At 65.9% G+C, this 18,302-nt stretch carries 16 protein-coding genes; 7 read left to right on the top strand and 9 right to left on the bottom strand.

Annotated elements, in window-relative coordinates:
- The first annotated feature begins 399 nt into the window (after positions 1-399).
- The 4 genes from GXB81_RS14410 (at position 400) to GXB81_RS14395 (ending at position 7,633) form a co-directional block, all read left to right on the top strand.
- On the top strand, positions 400-948 hold the full coding sequence (locus GXB81_RS14410) for a hypothetical protein (protein WP_167042515.1): 549 nt from the start codon (positions 400-402) through the stop codon (positions 946-948).
- A gap of 571 nt (positions 949-1,519) precedes the next feature.
- Entirely contained in the window at positions 1,520-2,605 is a 1,086-nt protein-coding gene (locus GXB81_RS14405; RefSeq protein ID WP_167042309.1) for a porin, read from the top strand.
- A gap of 149 nt (positions 2,606-2,754) precedes the next feature.
- On the top strand, positions 2,755-3,687 hold the full coding sequence (locus tag GXB81_RS14400; RefSeq protein WP_205989517.1) for a LysR family transcriptional regulator: 933 nt from the start codon (positions 2,755-2,757) through the stop codon (positions 3,685-3,687).
- A 202-nt stretch (positions 3,688-3,889) separates the two neighbouring features.
- On the top strand, positions 3,890-7,633 hold the full coding sequence (locus GXB81_RS14395) for a methylmalonyl-CoA mutase family protein (RefSeq protein WP_205989515.1): 3,744 nt from the start codon (positions 3,890-3,892) through the stop codon (positions 7,631-7,633).
- Between the two features lie 114 nt (positions 7,634-7,747).
- Here the strand turns inward: GXB81_RS14395 and GXB81_RS14390 are convergent, their stop codons facing one another.
- The gene (locus GXB81_RS14390; RefSeq protein WP_167042315.1) at positions 7,748-8,707 is read right to left on the bottom strand and encodes a nitronate monooxygenase family protein; all 960 of its coding nucleotides are present in this window, start codon (positions 8,705-8,707) and stop codon (positions 7,748-7,750) included.
- Between the two features lie 312 nt (positions 8,708-9,019).
- Here GXB81_RS14390 and GXB81_RS14385 point away from each other — a divergent pair, with 312 nt between their 5' ends.
- A complete protein-coding gene (locus tag GXB81_RS14385) occupies positions 9,020-9,910 on the top strand; it encodes an alpha/beta hydrolase (protein WP_205989513.1) in 891 nt (296 codons plus the stop codon).
- A 31-nt stretch (positions 9,911-9,941) separates the two neighbouring features.
- On the opposite strand, the gene GXB81_RS14380 is transcribed toward GXB81_RS14385, so the two are convergent.
- Entirely contained in the window at positions 9,942-10,412 is a 471-nt protein-coding gene (locus tag GXB81_RS14380; RefSeq protein ID WP_205989511.1) for an Lrp/AsnC family transcriptional regulator, read from the bottom strand.
- Positions 10,413-10,523: 111 nt separating this feature from the next.
- Between GXB81_RS14380 and GXB81_RS14375 the strand changes: the two genes are divergently transcribed.
- Positions 10,524-11,435 carry a DMT family transporter gene (locus tag GXB81_RS14375; protein ID WP_205989510.1) on the top strand — a complete coding sequence of 304 codons (912 nt, stop codon included), beginning with the start codon at positions 10,524-10,526 and terminating at the stop codon, positions 11,433-11,435.
- Positions 11,436-11,769: 334 nt separating this feature from the next.
- On the opposite strand, the gene GXB81_RS14370 is transcribed toward GXB81_RS14375, so the two are convergent.
- The 6 genes from GXB81_RS14370 to GXB81_RS14345 all read right to left on the bottom strand — a co-directional run bounded on the left by GXB81_RS14370 (position 11,770) and on the right by GXB81_RS14345 (position 16,004).
- On the bottom strand, positions 11,770-12,687 hold the full coding sequence (locus GXB81_RS14370) for an MBL fold metallo-hydrolase (RefSeq protein ID WP_205989509.1): 918 nt from the start codon (positions 12,685-12,687) through the stop codon (positions 11,770-11,772).
- Positions 12,684-13,157, bottom strand: a complete 474-nt coding sequence (locus tag GXB81_RS14365; RefSeq protein WP_205989507.1) for a MaoC family dehydratase — start codon at positions 13,155-13,157, stop codon at positions 12,684-12,686. Before GXB81_RS14365 ends, GXB81_RS14370 begins: the two co-directional genes overlap by 4 nt.
- Positions 13,154-13,399, bottom strand: a complete 246-nt coding sequence (locus GXB81_RS14360) for a DUF1289 domain-containing protein (protein ID WP_205989505.1) — start codon at positions 13,397-13,399, stop codon at positions 13,154-13,156. The genes GXB81_RS14365 and GXB81_RS14360 overlap by 4 nt, the downstream gene beginning before the upstream one ends.
- 8 nt (positions 13,400-13,407) lie before the next feature.
- A complete protein-coding gene (locus GXB81_RS14355) occupies positions 13,408-13,929 on the bottom strand; it encodes a YbaK/EbsC family protein (RefSeq protein ID WP_205989503.1) in 522 nt (173 codons plus the stop codon).
- 58 nt (positions 13,930-13,987) lie between these two features.
- Positions 13,988-14,914: a hydroxymethylglutaryl-CoA lyase gene (locus GXB81_RS14350; RefSeq protein WP_167042332.1), complete on the bottom strand. Its 927-nt coding sequence runs from the start codon at positions 14,912-14,914 to the stop codon at positions 13,988-13,990.
- A gap of 148 nt (positions 14,915-15,062) precedes the next feature.
- Positions 15,063-16,004 (bottom strand): glyoxylate/hydroxypyruvate reductase A, encoded by a 942-nt coding sequence (locus GXB81_RS14345; RefSeq protein WP_205989502.1) that lies wholly within the window; start codon positions 16,002-16,004, stop codon positions 15,063-15,065.
- Positions 16,005-16,382: 378 nt separating this feature from the next.
- Between GXB81_RS14345 and GXB81_RS14340 the strand changes: the two genes are divergently transcribed.
- Complete coding sequence (locus GXB81_RS14340; RefSeq protein ID WP_205989500.1) at positions 16,383-16,985, top strand: alpha/beta hydrolase; 603 nt, start codon at positions 16,383-16,385, stop codon at positions 16,983-16,985.
- Between the two features lie 213 nt (positions 16,986-17,198).
- On the opposite strand, the gene bioB is transcribed toward GXB81_RS14340, so the two are convergent.
- Positions 17,199-18,296 (bottom strand): biotin synthase BioB, encoded by a 1,098-nt coding sequence (bioB, locus tag GXB81_RS14335; RefSeq protein ID WP_205989498.1) that lies wholly within the window; start codon positions 18,294-18,296, stop codon positions 17,199-17,201.
- Between the last annotated feature and the right edge of the window lie 6 nt (positions 18,297-18,302).

Genomic DNA, 18,302 nt, shown 5'->3' with positions numbered 1-18,302 from the left:
CGTGCTGGCCGCTGTAAGGTTTCAGTACGGGTGACGCGCTTCGCCGAGGCCTCGCCGATTTAACGATCGGACACGTAATCGGCCAGGCAAGCCGATGCCGCGGCGGCTGCGCGAGGTTCGCGCGGAATCGCGCAAACGCCCGCCAGGAAGCCCTTCCAGAGCCGTCGCGCAAGGGCTTTGTCGCAGAAAAACGTCGCAGTAACAAGGTGTTACATCAACCGATGAGACCTAACACTTTTTGGCTCGACACCCTTTGCCGACGCCCATAAATTACGGTTCAAAGGCCGTAGGGATACCCGCGCCGCGCGATGAACGCGGCGCTTTTCGCCAGTCCCGCAATCGTCCACCGCAGCTCGAACGGTGGATGTCAGGCAAGTCTTCGGGCGCGAGAGTCACAAGGTGGACGGGTTGTCGAGAACGAGGCGCTGGGCGTGGGGCGTGGTCATTGCCGCGCTGTGTTCGTTCGCCTATGCAAAAGGACCTGGCATGCCGCACGGCGGCGGTGCCGGTTTTGCGCACGGCGGCGCCAACCGCGCCATGGGCATGCAGATGCACAGCGGCCACTATGCCGGTGCCGTCGGCCTCTCCAGCGCACGGCCTTTCCGCAATGCGATGAGCGCGCGCGATCCGCGCATGCCGCGTGGCGCGAACTTCGCGGACGCCAATTATGGCGACGGCTTCGGCGGCTATAAGCCGGGCATGCGCCGCGTCACAGGACCATCGTCCGGGTACGCCGACGGGCGCGGGCATATGCAGTACGCCGGCGCCATCACGCCGGTCAGCGCCGACGCGCGGCCGGTGCCGCGTCCGCCGCCCAGCGTGCCGATGCGCAACGGCTCGATTCGGGCCGACGTTGCCCGCTACAACGAAGAGCGCGGCGCCGCGCGCGCGATGCAGCGCCCGTCCGACGATCCGCGTCAGCCGGAAGGCTCGCCTTATCGCAACTAACCGGTCTGGTTAGCGGCGCTCATCGGGCAGTGTCTGCTGCCGTCGCTCCAATCTTCAGCTTCCCCGCTTTTTCCCCCTGCATCGCCGCAAGCGCTTGCGGCGATGCCGCCGCATCACCGCCGCCGTTTCACGTCCTTCACTTCACGTTCTCCCCTCCCATCCCCCGCGTCATCCCCAATCTGACGTTTCGACGCCACACTTTTCTGAAAACGCCAGGCTGCGACGTACCCGCTACTGCCAAATCAGGGCATTCTCGCGGCGGCGCGTCATTTCGCTGCCATACGGAGCGTCACTACCCCTTCGGCGCGCCGTCCGCCGCGCCCCATGCGGCACTCGCGCCATCTTCGGCGGGCCGGCGAGGCCCCCGGCAAGCCGCCGTATCAGGCCGATCAACGACCAAACTAAGCAGACCGATATACCGGCAATAAGCAGCACTATTTTTGTTCATAAAAATGGTCCGTAAAGATGGTCCAGCCCCGATTGGCTCGACAGTCGAACGGATAACAACAATGGTTCGCGCGAGCGCCCCCTTTCGCACAGCCACACCCTTTTGACAAAGATTGGAGATTCCATGAAAACAAGCCTCAGCAGCGCGCTGAAGACCACTCTCAAGGCCAGCGTCTGCGCTGCCTTGCTGGCGAGCGCATCGTCCGCTTTCGCGCAATCGAGCGTGCAGCTCTACGGCCAGGTCGACGAATGGGTCGGCTCGCAGAAATTCCCGGACGGCAAGGCGGCGGCGGTGGTGTCGGGCGGCGGCATGTCCACCTCGTACTGGGGCTTCAAGGGGACCGAGGATCTGGGCAACGGCTACAAGGCGATCTTCACGATCGAAGGCTTCTTCCGCGCGCAGACCGGCGAGTACGGCCGCTTCACCGGCGACACGACGTTCTCGCGCAACGCCTACGTCGGCATCGAATCGCCGTACGGCACGGTCACGGCCGGCCGTCTCACGACGCCGCTGTTCGTCTCGACGATCCTGTTCAATCCGTTCATCGATTCGTACGTGTTCTCGCCGATGGTCTATCACACCTATCTCGGCCTCGGTACGTTCCCGAGCTACACGACCGATCAAGGCGTAACCGGCGACTCGGGCTGGAACAACGCGGTGTCGTACGCGACGCCGAACTTCAACGGACTCTCGGCGACGGCGATGTACGCGCTCGGCAACACGACGCAGAACGGCGCGAAGAAGTGGAGCGGCCAGGTGCTGTACTTCCACGGCCCGTTCGCGGCGACCGCGGTGTACCAGTACGTGAACTTCAACAACGTGCCGGGCGACCTCGGCAGTTTCGAGACCTCGGGCGTGCCCGGCCTGCGCAGCCAGAGCGTCGCGCAGGCGGGCGTCTCGTACGACCTGAAGTTCGTCAAGCTGTACGGCCAGTACATGTACACGTACAACAACCAGCAGGTCACGAGCTGGCACGTCAACACGGGACAGGGCGGCGTGACGGTGCCGTTCGGCCCGGGCTCGGTGATGGCGTCGTACGCGTATTCGCGTAACGGCGGCGGCTCGAACCAGACGCGCCAGACGGCGGCGGTCGGCTACGACTACCCGCTGTCCAAGCGCACGGACATCTATGCCGCGTACCTGTATGACCACATCACCGGTCAGTCGAGCGGCAACACGTACGGCGCGGGGCTGCGCACGAAGTTCTGAGTAGCACCCAAGTCTCGCCACGAAGCCCGCGTTCCGGCCGGAACGCGGGCTTTGTCGTTTTCGGGCATCGTCGAGACGAGCCTTTGCTGCCGTTCTTTTGATAAACCCGGCAAAATGGCGTCGATTGATTCCTGAAGCGAGCGATTGAGATGGATACCCTCGTCAGCATGAAAGTGTTTCGCCACGTGGTCGAGGCCGGCAGTTTTGTCGGCGCGGCGGAGCGCATGGAGATGTCGGCGGCGATGGCGAGCAAGCATGTGATGCATCTCGAGCAGCAGCTCGGCGCGCGGCTCCTGAACCGCACCACGCGCCGCGTCGCGCCGACCGAGGCGGGCCGCGAATACTACGAGCGCCTGAGCCAGGCGCTCACCGAGCTCGACGAAGCCGGCCAGGCGGTCGGCGCGGCGAGCGTCGTGCCGCAGGGGCGGCTGCGCGTATCGTCGTTGTCGGCATTCGGCCTGAGTCATGTGATGGCCGCGGTCGCGGACTACGCCGCGCAGTATCCGCAGGTCACCGTCGATATGACGCTGTCCGACCGCGTCGTCGAGCTGATCGACGAGGGCTTCGACGTCGCGATCCGCGCCTCGCCGGGCGGGCTGAAGTCGTCGTCGCTGATCGCGCGGCAGATCGCGACCGCGCATCTCGTGCTGTGCGCCTCGCCGGCCTATCTGCGCAAGCACGGCGCGCCGAAGAGCGTCGCCGATCTGGCGCGCCACAACTATCTGCAGTACTCGGGCGTGTCGGCGCTCGAAGTCGTGACCGGAGAGGCGTCCTCGCGCGCGCGTCTGTCGGGCAATCTGGTCGTCAACCAGCTCGAAGCGCAGCGCGTGGTCGTGCTGCACGGCGCGGGCATCGCGATGCTCGGCACCGAGGTGATCGGCGACGATCTCGCCGAAGGGCGCCTCGTGCCGCTGCTCGTCGACGAAGTGCCGCCGCGCGAGTTGCCGATTCACGTCGTTTATACGAGCCGGCGGCATCTGTCGGCGAAGGTGCGTTCGTTCGTCGATTTTCTCGTCGCGCGGTTCGGAAGCGAGTCGCTGTGGCCGTCGCTCGAACAGATCAAGGCGTTGGCGGTGCGGTAGCGAGTCGAAAAACGCTGCGCGGGCGCGCGCCGAATACGTCGCTCCGCGTGCTCAAAAAAGCGTGCTCAAAAGCGCAGTCGGACAACGACGCCGGACCGCCCGCCCAACCCTAGGACCGCTCGCCGGGCCTGCGCTCCTGCCGCCTTACCCCGTTTGGCTATACTGGTTGCCAGCACCCGTCAGCTCATGATCCGGGGGAGACATGACCGATCTGTCCACGCCGCGGCGCGCCGGCAGCCACGCGTTGCCCGCCGGCCGGCGGCTGCGCTTCGTTACCGCCGCCGCGCTGTTCGACGGCCACGATGCGTCGATCAACATCATGCGACGCATCCTGCAGGCGAGCGGCGTCGAGGTGATTCACCTCGGCCACAACCGCTCCGTCGATGAAGTCGCGACCGCCGCGCTCAACGAGGACGCCGACGGCGTCGCCGTGTCGAGCTACCAGGGCGGCCACAACGAATACTTCCGCTATCTCGTCGAGCTGCTGCGCGCGCGTGGCGGCGAGCGTATCAAGGTGTTCGGCGGCGGTGGCGGGGTGATCGTCCCCGAGGAAATCGCCGCGCTCGAACGCGACGGCGTCGAGAAAATCTACTCGCCGCACGACGGCCAGCGGCTCGGTCTGCAAGGCATGATCGACGACATGATCGCGCGCTGTGTCGAAGGCGCGCGCGCGGCCGGTGCGGCACGGCCGGCGCCGGTGGACGAATGGCTCGCCGGGCTTGCCGCACAGCCGTTGCCGCGCTTCGGCGGTTCTGGTTCGCTGGAGACGGCGCATATCGATGAGCGGCGAGCCGAGGCGAGCGAGGCCGCTCCGGCAATTCGCGAGGCAGATGACGCGCAAGGTGGGCAAGGTGCCGGAGCGAGCCGGCCGTGCGAAGCGGCGCGCGCGAGCACGCGCTGCGCCGACTCCACCGACTCCACCGACTCCACCGACTCCACCGACTCCACCGACTCCACCGACTCCACCGATTCCACCGATTCCACCACCCCCGTCTTCCGCCGCCTCGCCCAACTGATCAGCGCGTTCGAATCCGCCAGCGCCGACGCTCCCGCGCGAGACCAACTGCGATCGCTGGCCGATGCGGCCTACGTGCCCGTGCTCGGCATCACCGGCACGGGCGGCGCTGGCAAATCGTCGCTGACCGACGAGCTGATCCGCCGCTTCCGGCTCGACTACGGCGACGCGCTGACCATCGCCGTGCTCGCGATCGACCCGTCGCGCCGCAAATCGGGCGGTGCCTTGCTCGGCGACCGCATCCGCATGAACGCGATCGGCGATTGGGGCGGCGGCGCGCGCGTCTATATGCGCTCGATGGCGACGCGCGAGGCGTCGAGCGAACTGTCCGATGCGCTGCCTGCCGCGCTGATGCTGTGCAAGGCGGCGCGCTTCGATCTGATCGTCGTCGAGACGTCCGGGATCGGTCAGGGCGATGCGGCGATCGTGCCGTTCGTCGACGAGTCGCTGTACGTGATGACGCCCGAGTTCGGCGCGGCGAGCCAGCTCGAAAAGATCGACATGCTCGACTTCGCGAGCTTCGTCGCGATCAACAAGTTCGACCGCAAGGGTGCGCAGGACGCGCTGCGCGACGTCGCGAAACAGGTGCAGCGCAACCGCGCCGACTTCGCGACGCCGCCGGGCGCGATGCCGGTGTTCGGCACGATCGCGTCGCGCTTCAACGACGATGGCGTGACCGCGCTGTACCGGCATATCGCCGAGGCGCTGCGCCGTCATGGTTTGCGCGAGGGCGGCGGACGGCTCGGCGCGCCCGACGGTGCGCGCTGTTCGAGCAACCTGCATGCGATCGTGCCGTCTGCGCGAGTGCGTTATCTGGCCGATATCGCCGGGACGCTGCGCGCTTACCGCGAGCGTGCCGACGCGCAGGCGCGTATCGCACGCGAACGCTGGCAACTGGTCGAGACGCGCCGGATGCTTGGCGAAGCAGGAGTGGCAGCACAGGCGTGGGCGAGCACGGCGATGGCGGCGACGGGGACCGCCAGTTCAGGCGTGGATATGAACGCCAATGCGCGGAGCGATGCAAACGCGGTGCAGGCTGCCGTCGGCAACGAATCGTCCGATGCGCGAGCGCACGCAAGCTCGAACGCAAGCCTCGATGCGACCCAATCCAACCCGTTGCTCTCCTCCCTCGATGCCCTGATCGACCAACGCAGTGTCGCGCTCGGCAAACGCGAGCGCCAACTGCTCGACACCTGGCCGCAAATCGTCGCCGCCTATTCCGGCGACGAACACGTCGTGCGCATCCGCGAGCGCGAAATCCGCACCGCACTCACGGTGACGACGCTCTCGGGCTCGCCAGTCCGCAAAGTCTCGCTGCCGAAATTCGCCGATCACGGCGAGATTCTGCGCTGGCTGCTGCTCGACAATCTGCCTGGCTATTTCCCGTTCACGGCCGGCGTGTTTCCGTTTCGCCGCGAGAACGAAGACCCGACCCGCATGTTCGCGGGCGAGGGCGATCCGCAGCGCACGAACCGCCGCTTCAAGCTGCTCTCCGAAGGGATGCCGGCCAAACGGCTATCGACCGCGTTCGACTCCGTGACGCTCTATGGCGAGGAGCCGCACGAGCGCCCCGATATCTACGGCAAGGTCGGCAATTCGGGCGTGTCGGTCGCGACGCTCGACGACATGAAGACGCTCTACGACGGCTTCGATCTGTGCTCGCCGGAAACCTCGGTCTCGATGACGATCAACGGCCCCGCGCCGACGATCCTCGCGATGTTCTTCAATGTTGCGATCGACCAGCAGATTGCGCGCAAGGAAGCGGAGCAAGGCCGCCCGCTCAGCGAAAGCGAACTCGCGGCAACGCGCCGCGGGGCCCTCGAAAACGTGCGCGGCACCGTGCAAGCCGACATCCTCAAGGAAGACCAGGGGCAGAACACCTGCATCTTCTCGACCGAGTTCAGCCTGAAAGTGATGGGCGACATCCAGGCGTATTTCGTCGAGCACGGCGTGCGCAATTTCTATTCGGTGTCGATCTCCGGCTACCACATCGCCGAGGCCGGTGCGAACCCGATCTCGCAGCTCGCCTATACGCTCGCGAACGGCTTCACGTACGTCGAGGCGTATCTCGCGCGCGGCATGTCGATCGACGACTTCGCGCCGAATCTGTCGTTCTTCTTCTCGAACGGCATGGACCCGGAGTACACGGTGCTTGGCCGCGTCGCGCGACGCATCTGGGCGGTAGCGATGCGCGAGCGCTACGGCGCGAACGAGCGCAGCCAGAAGCTCAAGTATCACGTGCAGACCTCGGGCCGCAGCCTGCACGCGCAGGAGATCGACTTCAACGACATCCGCACGACGCTGCAGGCGCTGATCGCGATCTACGACAACTGCAACTCGCTGCATACGAATGCGTTCGACGAAGCAATCACGACGCCGACCGAGGATTCGGTGCGCCGCGCGGTCGCGATCCAGCTGATTATCAATCGCGAATGGGGGCTCGCGAAGAACCAGAATCCGCACCAGGGCAGCTTCGTGATCGACGAGCTGACCGACCTCGTCGAGGCAGCGGTGCTGGCCGAGTTCGAGCGGCTGACCGAGCGCGGCGGCGTGCTCGGTGCGATGGAAACCGGCTATCAGCGCGGACGCATCCAGGACGAGTCGATGCTGTACGAGCATCGCAAGCATGACGGCTCGTATCCGATCGTCGGCGTGAACACGTTTCTGAGCGCGCATCCGCACGAAGCGCCGCGACCGATCGTGCTGGCGCGTTCCACCGATGCGGAAAAACAGAGTCAGTTGCAGCGGCTGCGCGCGTTCCAGACGCGCCATCGCGACACCGCGCCCGAAGCGCTCGAACGCCTGAAGCGCGCGGTGATCGACGACGGCAACGTGTTCGCGGTGCTGATGGACGTGGTGCGCGTGTGTTCGCTCGGGCAGATCACGCGCGCGCTGTTCGAGGTGGGCGGGCAGTATCGGCGCAACATGTAGGCGCGCGGCTCGAAGCGGCGGCCTTGCCGCTTCGCTTCGAGTGTTGCGCGAGCTTCGATACCGGCATGAGGCGCGTGGCGCGCAGTAACGGATGCGGGTGAGCGGCGGGCGCGCTCAGCGAACGATACCGAGCCGCGCCTTCGCGTCGTCGTATTCCTGCTTCAGGCGCTGCACGAGTTCGCCGACGTTCGGCACGTCGTCCATCAGACCGACGCCCTGGCCCGCGCCCCAGATGTCCTTCCATGCCTTTGCCTTGTCGCTGCCGAAGTTCATCTTGGTCTTGTCCGATTCGGGCAGCGCGTCCGGGTCGAGCCCCGCGTTCAGGATGCTCTCGCGGATGTAGTTGCCGTGCACGCCGGTAAAGAGGTTCGTGTAGATGATGTCCGAAGCGCTGGCGTTGACGATGGCCTGCTTGTAGCTGTCGACCGCGTGCGCTTCCTGGGTTGCGATGAAGCGCGTGCCCATGTACGCGAGGTCCGCGCCCATCGCCTGGGCGGCGAGAATCGAGCCGCCGTTCGCGATCGAACCCGACAGCACGATCGGGCCGTCGAAAATGCGCCGCACCTCGCCGACCAGCGCGAATGGCGAGGTCGTGCCCGCATGGCCACCCGCGCCCGATGCAACCAGAATCAGGCCGTCGACGCCGGCTTCGAGCGCCTTCTGCGCATGCCGCAGGTTGATCACGTCGTGCAGCACGATGCCGCCATAGCTGTGCACCGCATCGACGATCTCGCGCGCCGGCGCGCGCAGGCTCGTGATGAAGATCGGCACCTTGTGCTCGACGCACACGCGCACGTCGTGTTCGAGCCGCGTATTGGACTGATGGACGATCTGATTGACGGCGATCGGCCCGATGATCGCCGCGGGGTTGGCCGCCTTGTGCTCGGCGAGCTGCGCCTGGATTTGCGTGAGCCATTCGTCGAGCAGTTCGGCCGGACGCGCGTTGAGGGCCGGGAACGAGCCGACGATGCCAGCCTTGCACTGGGCCAGCACCAGTTCGGGATAGCTGACGATGAACATCGGCGAGGCGACGACGGGCAGCGCGAGGTTTTGCAGAACGGCGGGCAATGCCATGATGGGAGTCTCCTTTGTCTTTGATGAGTGTAGCGGTACCCGGCCTGCGCCGCGTCGATGCCCCGGCGGTATCTCTGCTTGCCGCGGCGTCGACCGCCTTCGTGGCTGAACCACGGTGCGGTCGCCCAAAGCCACCCAAAAATTTAAGAACGATCGTGCGATTATAGGTGAAGCCCATGGCCCCGGTGCGGCCAGCGCGTGCGGAACAGTTCGAAGGAGTGTTCAGGTTCTATGTTTGCGTGGGTTAACCCACCTCGCGCGGACATGACGGGCTTCTACAATGCTGACACCCTCAAACGACCAAGAGACGCCATGGCCTTCGAGAATTTCACGCCCTTTCGCGTCGCCGTGGGCGATGTCGATATTTTCGGAGTGAAGGGCGGCGCGGGGCCGCCTCTGCTGCTGCTGCACGGCCATCCGCAGTCGCATCTGATCTGGGAGCGCTGTGCCGCGCCGCTCGCGCAACATTTCACCGTGATCGCTACCGACCTGCGCGGCTACGGCGCATCGGGCAAACCGCCGAGCGATGCCGCGCACACGCCGTACTCGAAACGCACGATGGCCGCCGACCAGGTCGCGGTGATGCGCCACTTCGGCTTCGAGCGCTTTCTTGTCTGCGCGCACGATCGCGGCGCGCGCGTCGCGCATCGCATGGCGCTCGATCACGCGGACGCGGTCGAGCGTCTGATGCTGCTCGACATCGCGCCGACGCTCGCGATGTACGAAGCCACCGACCGCACGTTCGCGACGCACTATTTCCACTGGTTCTTCCTGATCCAGCCCGAGCCGCTGCCCGAAACGCTGATCGGCGCGAATCCGGCCGCCTATGTCGATGCGGTGATGGGCGGCCGTCACGCGGGCTTCGCGCCGTTCGCGCCCGCCGCGCTCGACTCTTATCGCGCCGCGCTCGCGCAACCGGGCGCGGTGCATGCGATGTGCGAGGACTACCGCGCGTCGGCCAGCATCGACCTCGAACATGATCGTGCCGACATCGAGCGCGGCAACAAGATCGGCTGTCCGCTGCGCGTGCTGTGGGGCGACAAGGGTGTGATCGAGAAATGTTTCGACGCGCTCGCTGAATGGCGGCACGTCGCGCGCGACGTGAGCGGCCGCGCGCTGGCCTGCGGGCACTATCTGCCCGAGGAAGCGCCGAAAGAACTGGTCGCCGAGATGCTGTCGTTCTTCGAGGCGGTCGAGCAGTAGGGTGCTTCGTTCAGGCTTGGGCCCACGCCGCTCAATCGAGCGGCGGCAGGCGGCGCGCGACCGGCGTCGATTTGACGATCGCCGTGCTCGTCTCCGCGCGCTCGGTGACCTTCGAGAGAATCTCGTCGAGCTGTTCGATCGAATGCAGATAAAGGCGGCAGATGAAGCAATCGTCGCCGGTCACCTTGTCGCATTCGACGAATTCCGGAATGCGCCGGATCACGTCTTCCACCAGATGCAGCTGACCGGGTAGCGGCTTCACGCGCACGATCGCCTGCAGCGTGTAGCCGAGCGCGCGCGGATCGATCTGCACCGTGAAGCGCCCGATCACGCCCTGCGCTTCGAGCCGCCGCACGCGTTCGGCCGTGCTGGGCGCCGATAGGCCGACCTGGCGCGCGAGTTCGCTGACCGGCTGGCGCGCGTCCTGCGCGAGCGCGGCCAGCAGCAGGTGGTCGGTTGCGTCGAGCGCGACGGGGGCTGCCGAAGCAAGGTGTTTGCTCATGATGACCTTCGTTTAATCGGTGAAATCGCCGCGACGCTTAAGTTTAGCCATGTATTGGTGCCGGCGGATTGATTACACTGCCCGCATGCAGGTATCGACCGGGATCGAATCATGGCTTCAGACAAGCGTTCCAGCGAGATCCGCCGCGGCGCGGCGGAGATGAGCATGGCAATGCTGATGTCGGGCACCATCGGCTGGCTCGTGGTGTCGTCGCAGCAAAGTCCTTTCAACGTGGTGTTTTTTCGCTGCCTCTTCGGCGGCGCGACGCTCGCGCTCGTTTGCGCGGGGCTCGGTCTTTTCCGGCGCGAGCTGTTCTCGTGGAAGATGCTCGGCCTCGCGCTCTTCGGCGGAGTTGCGATCGTCATCAACTGGGTGCTGCTGTTCGCCGCGTATTCGCGCGCGTCGATTTCGATGGCGACGGCCGTCTACAACACGCAGCCGTTCATGCTGGTCGCACTCGGCGCGCTCGTGTTTCGCGAACGCATCAGCGCCTCGACGATGGCGTGGCTCGCGGTCGCCTTCGTCGGCCTCGTGTTCGTCGTGAAGGTCGAGCCGGCCGTGCTCGCGGTGCCGGGGCAGTATCTGGTCGGCGTTGCGTATGCGGTCGGCGCGGCGGCGATGTACGCGGTGTCGTCGATCATCACGAAGCGCTTGAAGGGCACGCCGCCGCATCTGATCGCGCTGCTCCAGGTGGCGCTCGGCGTGCTGCTGCTTGCGCCGTTCGTGCGCTTCGATGCGCTGCCGGCAAGCGGCGCGCAGTGGCTCGAACTGGTTGTGCTCGGCGTCGTGCACACGGGGCTCATGTACGTGCTGCTGTACGGCGCGATCCAGAAGCTGCCGACGTCGATGACGGGGGCGCTGTCGTTCATCTATCCGGTGGTGGCGATCATTGTCGATCGGCTGGCGTTCGGGCAAACGCTCGCGTGGATTCAGGTGCTCGGCGCGGCGCTGATTCTGATCGCGGCGGCCGGCGTCAATCTCGGCTGGCGGATCGTGCCGCGCAAGCGTTGGTCTTCGACGTGACGATGCGCTGGTTTGACGGTTTGATGAATGCCACGCCGCAAACGAAAATGCTACGGATTCCGGAGTAACACGCGCCTGTCATTGTTCATATGAGCGGGCCAATCGCACGGACTCAGGCGCCTGCCGCCGCTTTGCAACCGGCCGTGTATGCGCTTTTGAAACACGCCGTCAAATTTCTGTAGGGAAATCACCGATGCGTTGCAAAAAACAGCACGCGTATTATTCGTACCGACGCTGATCACGTCCAACAGAAGTTCCGCCGCTCGCTTCGTCGAGCGGCTTTCTTTTTGTGGGGACGGTTTGGGCGGCCGGTTCGCCTGAGTGCCTTAACGCCTTAACGCCGCGCGACGATGCGCGCGCCATCCACCGCGAGCGGCCCCTGGTGGGTCGCCAGTTCCTCGATCATGCCTCGCAGCAACGCGGGCCATTCACTGCTCGGCTTCAGCAGCGACGCGGCGGCGCGCATCGCGGCCGCCTCGCCGGTCATGCGCAGCAGCGCGTCGAAGCTCATCTCGCGCACTTCGAGCAGCTTGAACACGATCAGCACCTTCAGCGCATTGCGTGCATTGCGCGCGGGATCGGCGCGCAGCCACGCGATGCGCGAAAACGCGCGCTCCAGCGCCTGTTCGACATGCGTGAACGGCGCGCCATGGCCCGGAATCACGACGCGCACGTCGAGCGTCGAGATCGTATCGAGCACCGCCTGCTGTTCGGCGAAGCCGCTCTCGCCTTCTAGTTCGGGAAAGATCACGCCGAAGCCGTTTTCCCAGAGCGCGTCGGCACTGATCAGGATGCGTTCGTCGGCGCAATACAGCATCAGCGAATGCGGATCGTGACCGGGCGCGCCGAGCACCTGCCAGTCGAGCGCGCCGAGCCGCAACTGTGCGCCGGGCGCGATCGTTCCGGTGAAGCCGAAGCGCTCGCAGGTCTGACCGGTGGCGCGAAAGCTCAAGCGGGCTTCGTTCCATTCGCGCACCGCGCTCGCTTCCGATGCTGGAATCAGCGTGCGGCACGGCCATGTCGCCTGCAATAGCGCGTTGCCGCCGCAGTGGTCCGAATGCAGATGGGTGTTGACGATCAGGTCGAGCGGCCGTGTTTTCAGGGCCGAGCGTACCAGCGCGACGGTTTGCGGCGCGTGCGTCGCATAGCCGGTGTCGACGAGCGCGGTGCAGGCGTCGTCGACGAGCAGCACGTTGTTCGACGACAGCCAGCCGCGCTCGAACACGCGCATCGAGGCGGGCAGCGCGATCATGATGGCGCGGGCCCGGCATCCACCTGTTCGGCGGACTCGGTGAGTTTAGGCATGACCAGAATCGTCGACGTGCCGGTCAGCATCAGTTCGCCATGCTGATTGACGGCCGAGCCTTCGAGACAGGTCAGATCGCCGTTCAGGCTCGGCTTCCAGTGAGCGTCGCGCACGCGCCAGGTGAGCGTCAGCGTGTCGTGCACATGCACCGCTTTTTTCAGCTTGATGTCGAACTCGAGGCCGAGCGGCTGCGCGTAGGTCGAGAAATGCGTCGCGAGCAGCGCCATGAAATACGCGGTGGGCTGCGTGCCCGAGGCGATCAGCCCGCCGAAGCGGCTTTGCGCCGCATACGCTTCGTCGAGATGCAGCGGGTTCAGATCGTTGACGAGCCGCGAAAACGACTTGATCGAATCCGCCGGGAACGAGACCGTCGAGCTGAACGTCTCGCCCAGCGTGACGACACGCGGCGCGTTCATGGCCGCTCCTTCGTGTGCTTCGCCATGAACTCCGCGTGACGCGCTTCGATCGCGTCCCACACCGCGCGTTTCGCGTCGTCGTCGAAGATCAACCAGCCGGCGATTTCGTCGATCGTGCGCAGGCAGCCTTCGCACCAGCCCGTCGCCGCATCCATCCTGCACACGCTGATGCACGGCGACGGCACCGAGCCGTCGTCGTCATCGTTCAGGTGCTCGTAGCCGCTGCCGCTCGTTGTCGTCATCGCGGTGTTCAGGCCGTTTCGCGCAGCGCGACGTCGACGACCGGCGCGCCCGTCAGCGCGACCAGCTGCTGCGCGGTCAGGTTGAACACCGCGTGCGGATGGCCGGCGGCGGCCCACAGGCTGTCGAGCGCGAGCAGATCGGCGTCGATCAGCGTGACCGGCTCCGTGGCATGGCCGACCGGACAGACGCCGCCAATCGCATAGCCGGTTTTTTCGCGGACGAACTTTGCATCCGCGCGGCCGATTTCGCCGACTTGCGCGGCCACCTTCCGTTCGTCGACGCGATTCGCGCCGCTCGCGATCACGAGCACGGGCGCGTCGTCCTCGCGGCGGCGAAACAGGATCGACTTGGCGATCTGCGCGACCGCGCAGCCGAGTCCGGCGGCGGCTTCGGCAGAAGTCTTGCCGGTTTCCGGCAACATCACGATCCGGCCCGCGTGACCGCGTTCGCGCAGCAGCAGCGCGACGCGGCGCGCCGAGTCGGGCAGCGCGGCGAGATCGTCGGAGTCGAAGGGGGCGAGGTCGCTCATCGTGGGTGATCCTGATTGAGATGTGACGATACGGGTGAGGCGCGCGATTATTCGTTCGTTACGCGCAGGTATTCGCTTCGCTGCGCGCCTTCGCGAGCAGCGCCTTGCCGGCGCGCGACACGTTGGGCCGGCCGATCGCGTTCGAAATGAAATCGCCGATGGCGACCACTTGCGCGAGATCGATGCCGGTTTCGATGCCGAGGCCGTTCATCAGATACAGCACGTCTTCGGTCGCGACGTTGCCGGTCGCGCCCTTCGCATACGGACAGCCGCCGAGTCCCGCGACCGACGCATGGAAAATCTCGATGCCTTCGAGGAGCGCCGCGTAGATGTTGGCGAGCGCCTGGCCATAGGTATCGTGGAAGTGCCCCGACAGATGCTCGCGCGGAAACGCCTCGGTGACTGCCTGGAACACTTCGCGCGTGCGCTCCGCGGTGCCGACGCCGATCGTGTCGGCGATATCGATCTCGTCGCAGCCGAGCGCCGCGAAGCGCTGCACCACGTCGACGACGGAAGCCACCGGCACGTCGCCCTGATACGGGCAGCCGAGCGCGCACGACACGCTGCCGCGAATGCGCAGGCCGTGCTCCTTCGCGGCCTGGGCGACCGGCACGAAGCGCTCGATGCTTTCGGCGATGCTGCAATTGATGTTCTTCTGCGAAAACGCTTCGCTTGCCGCGCCGAAGATCACGATCTCGTCGGCACGCGCGGCGACGGCGCCTTCGAAGCCGCGCAGATTCGGTGTCAGCACCGAGTAGATCGTACCGGGACGGCGCTCGATGCCGGCCATCACGTCGGCGCCGTCGGCCATCTGCGGCACCCATTTCGGCGACACGAACGACGCCGCCTCGACGTTGACGAACCCGGCCGCCGAGAGACGGTCGATCAGTTCGATCTTCGTCGCGGTGGGCACGAATTCCTTTTCGTTCTGCAGCCCGTCGCGCGGACCGACTTCGACGATTTTCACCTGCTTGGGTAAGGCCATGATCTGTCTCCGATCCCTTGCGTTTATTGCGATCCCATCTAGGTCCCATCTGAGATGGGGGCCGCCGTTGCTTGCGGCGTTGCTGTCGTTCAGGCCGATGCGCTTTGTCTTGCCTCGCCTCGCTTTGTCTCGTCTCGCGCGCCCGGCCTCAGTACCCGCGTGCCAGATTCACCACGCCACTGACCGGCTCGCCGCGCATCAACGCATCGATCTTGAGCGCGATTTGCGCGATGCCTTCCTCGCGCAACGTCAGCGCCGAGATATGCGGCGTGATCGTGATGCGCGGCTCGCGCCAGAACGGATGAGCGGCGGGCAGCGGTTCTTCGCGGAACACGTCGAGCGTGGCGGCGGCAAGCTGGCCGCTCGCGAGCGCGTCGAGCAGATCCGCCTCGACCAGATGCGCGCCGCGCGCGATGTTGACCAGATACGCGCCGTGCGCGAGTTTCGCGAAGTTGCGCGCGTTCAGCACGCTCTCGGTGTCGGGCGTGTGCGGCAGCAGATTCACGAGCACCTTCACGCCATCGAGGAAGGCGTCGAACTGCGTATCGCCCGCGAATGTCGCGATGCCGTCGATCTGCTTCGCGCTGCGGCTATAGCCGCGCACCGGCAGGCCGAATGACGCGAGGGTTCGCGCGACGTGCGTGCCGAGCACGCCGAGTCCGAGTATGCCGACCGTGAAGCTCTCAAGCGGATGCGGCGCGAGTACCTGCCAGCGCCGCTCGTTTTGCAGCACCTGATATTCGTCGAAGCGGCGCTGATAGCGCAGCACCGCGTGCGTCACGTATTCGGCCATCTGCGCGGCCATGCCGGTGTCTTCGAGGCGGATCAGCGATGCGTTGCGCGGCAGGGTGCCTGGATGCTCGCGTTCGAGCGCGAGGATCGCATCGACGCCCGCGCCGAGATTGAAGATCGCGCGCAGCGTATCGCGCCCGGCCAGCATCTCGCGCGGCGGGCGCCACACGATCGCGAAGTCGGCCGGCTCCGTATCGCCCGGCTGCCACTCGCGCAATTCGGCGGCGGGCAGCGCACGCGCGAGATCGCGCAGCCAGGCGGCGGCATCGGCATGCGGCATGTAGAAGAGGATTTTCATACGGTCCGGAACGCGTTCGTGGTGGGGGCTGCGGAGGTATCCGGGCCGAGGCCCGCGGGAGCGGGGCGGACCGCCGCCACGGCAAGCCGGCATGGCGGCAAGGACGGCGGCGGTTGAAGCGCATGGGACGACGCGTGCGGCATCGGGTCTCCTCCCGTGATGGATAGGCCTCATTCTACTTTTTCGACGCGGATTGCGCGCGTTCGCACAGGTTTGCCCTCGTTGGCGCATGGCGTGGCGGGGTTTCGCCGGATTTTGCCATTCCCCCATTTCCCCATGTTCCCCCTTACCCCGATAACCAAAGCACAAAAACTTGGTTCGCCCGCGCGCCGCGCGGCATGACAATGATTGCCCGGATTCCCGCAGCGAGGCATCTCCATGTTTTCATGCACCCGATCGACATGGCCGCCACGGCTCGTCACCGTGCCCGGTCTGCATGGCAGCGAAGGCGCGCATTGGCAGACGTGGCTGGAGCGGCAGTTCGCGCGCTCGCTGCGCGTCGAGCAGGCCAACTGGGATGCGCCCGATATCGCGCGATGGGCGAAGTCGTTGCGCGATCTGCTCGCGCGCGAACGCGGGCCGTTCGTGCTGGCCGCGCATAGCTTCGGCTGCCTCGCGACCGCGCAGGCGTTGCAGCAGAGCGCGCTCGCGAACGAGGTGGCCGGCGTGCTGTTCGTCGCGCCCGCGAGTCCGCGCAAATTCGCGTTCGCGGGACCGTTCGAGGCGCGGCGTATCGGCGTGCCGTCTATTCTGATCGGCAGCGAAACCGATCCGTGGATGCCGCTCGCCGATGCGCGCGATCTCGCGCAGCGTTTAGGCAGTGCGTTCGTCAATCTCGGCGATGCGGGGCATATCAACACGGCGGCCGGCTTCGGGCCGTGGCCGCGCGCGAAGTACTTCGTCGATACGCTCGTGCATTGCGCGGCGCCGGTGCGCTTTCGCGAAGAGACGTTCGAGGCCGCGCAGCACGCGTTCGTGTGAGCGCTGCGCGCCGCGCATGGGCGGCCACGGTTTTTCATCGTGCCGATGGCGGCAGGTTCGATCGGATCATCGTGCGCTGGACGTCAGCACCGGGTTTCGCGTCAAAAGAAAAAGGCTGCCTCGCGAAACGAAGCAGCCTTGTTTCATGCACGCACGCCCGGCGTATGCGGCCAGGCGGTACAAAGGCGCTGCGAGGCGCAACGATTCAGCGGCTCAGTTCGGCGCCGCATGCTCCTCATGACCCTGCGCACAGCCATGCTCGCAACCGCTCTGTTCGACCGGCATCTGCTGCGCGGCCTCGGCGCGAATGCCGAGACGCGCGAGCAGCTTGCGATCGGCTTCGGCTTGCGGGTTGCTCGTCGTCAGCAACTGGTCGCCGTAGAAAATCGAATTCGCGCCGGCGAGGAAGCACATCGCCTGCAAGGCTTCGTCCATCTGCTCGCGGCCTGCCGACAGACGCACCATCGCGCGCGGCATCGTGATGCGCGCGATCGCGATCGTGCGCACGAACTCGAACGGATCGATCGCCTCGGTGCCGGTGAGCGGCGTGCCTTGCACCTGCACGAGATTGTTGATCGGCACCGATTCCGGATACGGCTCCATGTTGGCGAGCTGCGCGATCAGCCCCGCGCGCTCGCGGCGCGATTCGCCCATGCCGACGATGCCGCCGCAGCACACGTTGATGCCCGCGTCGCGCACGCGTTCGAGCGTGTCGAGACGGTCCTGATAGGTGCGCGTCGAAATGATCTGGCCGTAGAACTCGGGCGACGTATCGAGGTTGTGGTTGTAGTAGTCGAGGCCCGCGTCGCGCAGCGCTTGGGCCTGGTGCGTTTCGAGCATGCCGAGCGTCACGCAGGTTTCGAGGCCCATCGCCTTCACGCCGCGAATCATGTCCTTGATCGGTTCGAGGTGACGGTCTTTCGGATTGCGCCACGCGGCGCCCATGCAGAAGCGCGTCGCGCCGTTCTGTTTGGCAACCTGGGCGGCGGCGAGCACGTCGTCGACGGCCATCAGCTTGTCGGCGGCGAGGCCCGTGTCGTGATGCACCGACTGCGGACAGTACGCGCAATCTTCCTCGCAGCCGCCGGTCTTGATCGACAGCAGCGTCGACAGTTGCACGGCGTTCGCGTCGAAATGCTCGCGGTGCGTTTGCTGCGCGCGGAACAGCAGGTCGTTGAACGGCAGTTCGTACAGCGCGACGATATCGGCGACGCGCCAGCGCGCGAGCGGCTTCGCTTCAGCAGCGGCGGGGTTCGGATTGCTGTCGGCGCTCGTGTCGGCGGTACCCGCCGCGATGTTCAGTTGTGTCATGTGATC

The organism is Paraburkholderia sp. Ac-20336, from assembly GCF_017105025.1.
Lineage (GTDB): Bacteria > Pseudomonadota > Gammaproteobacteria > Burkholderiales > Burkholderiaceae > Paraburkholderia.
This window is presented reverse-complemented; position numbering and strand designations above follow the sequence as displayed.

Coding starts and splice junctions, on each gene's coding strand:
- GXB81_RS14345 (WP_205989502.1), bottom strand. CDS start 16,004: ATGAAAATCCTCTTCTACATGCCGCATGCCGATGCCGCCGCCTGGCTG.
- GXB81_RS14395 (WP_205989515.1), top strand. CDS start 3,890: ATGACCGATCTGTCCACGCCGCGGCGCGCCGGCAGCCACGCGTTGCCC.
- GXB81_RS14350 (WP_167042332.1), bottom strand. CDS start 14,914: ATGGCCTTACCCAAGCAGGTGAAAATCGTCGAAGTCGGTCCGCGCGAC.
- GXB81_RS14390 (WP_167042315.1), bottom strand. CDS start 8,707: ATGGCATTGCCCGCCGTTCTGCAAAACCTCGCGCTGCCCGTCGTCGCC.
- GXB81_RS14400 (WP_205989517.1), top strand. CDS start 2,755: ATGGATACCCTCGTCAGCATGAAAGTGTTTCGCCACGTGGTCGAGGCC.
- GXB81_RS14380 (WP_205989511.1), bottom strand. CDS start 10,412: ATGAGCAAACACCTTGCTTCGGCAGCCCCCGTCGCGCTCGACGCAACC.
- GXB81_RS14370 (WP_205989509.1), bottom strand. CDS start 12,687: ATGATCGCGCTGCCCGCCTCGATGCGCGTGTTCGAGCGCGGCTGGCTG.
- GXB81_RS14340 (WP_205989500.1), top strand. CDS start 16,383: ATGTTTTCATGCACCCGATCGACATGGCCGCCACGGCTCGTCACCGTG.
- bioB (WP_205989498.1), bottom strand. CDS start 18,296: ATGACACAACTGAACATCGCGGCGGGTACCGCCGACACGAGCGCCGAC.
- GXB81_RS14375 (WP_205989510.1), top strand. CDS start 10,524: ATGGCTTCAGACAAGCGTTCCAGCGAGATCCGCCGCGGCGCGGCGGAG.
- GXB81_RS14355 (WP_205989503.1), bottom strand. CDS start 13,929: ATGAGCGACCTCGCCCCCTTCGACTCCGACGATCTCGCCGCGCTGCCC.
- GXB81_RS14360 (WP_205989505.1), bottom strand. CDS start 13,399: ATGACGACAACGAGCGGCAGCGGCTACGAGCACCTGAACGATGACGAC.
- GXB81_RS14405 (WP_167042309.1), top strand. CDS start 1,520: ATGAAAACAAGCCTCAGCAGCGCGCTGAAGACCACTCTCAAGGCCAGC.
- GXB81_RS14385 (WP_205989513.1), top strand. CDS start 9,020: ATGGCCTTCGAGAATTTCACGCCCTTTCGCGTCGCCGTGGGCGATGTC.
- GXB81_RS14365 (WP_205989507.1), bottom strand. CDS start 13,157: ATGAACGCGCCGCGTGTCGTCACGCTGGGCGAGACGTTCAGCTCGACG.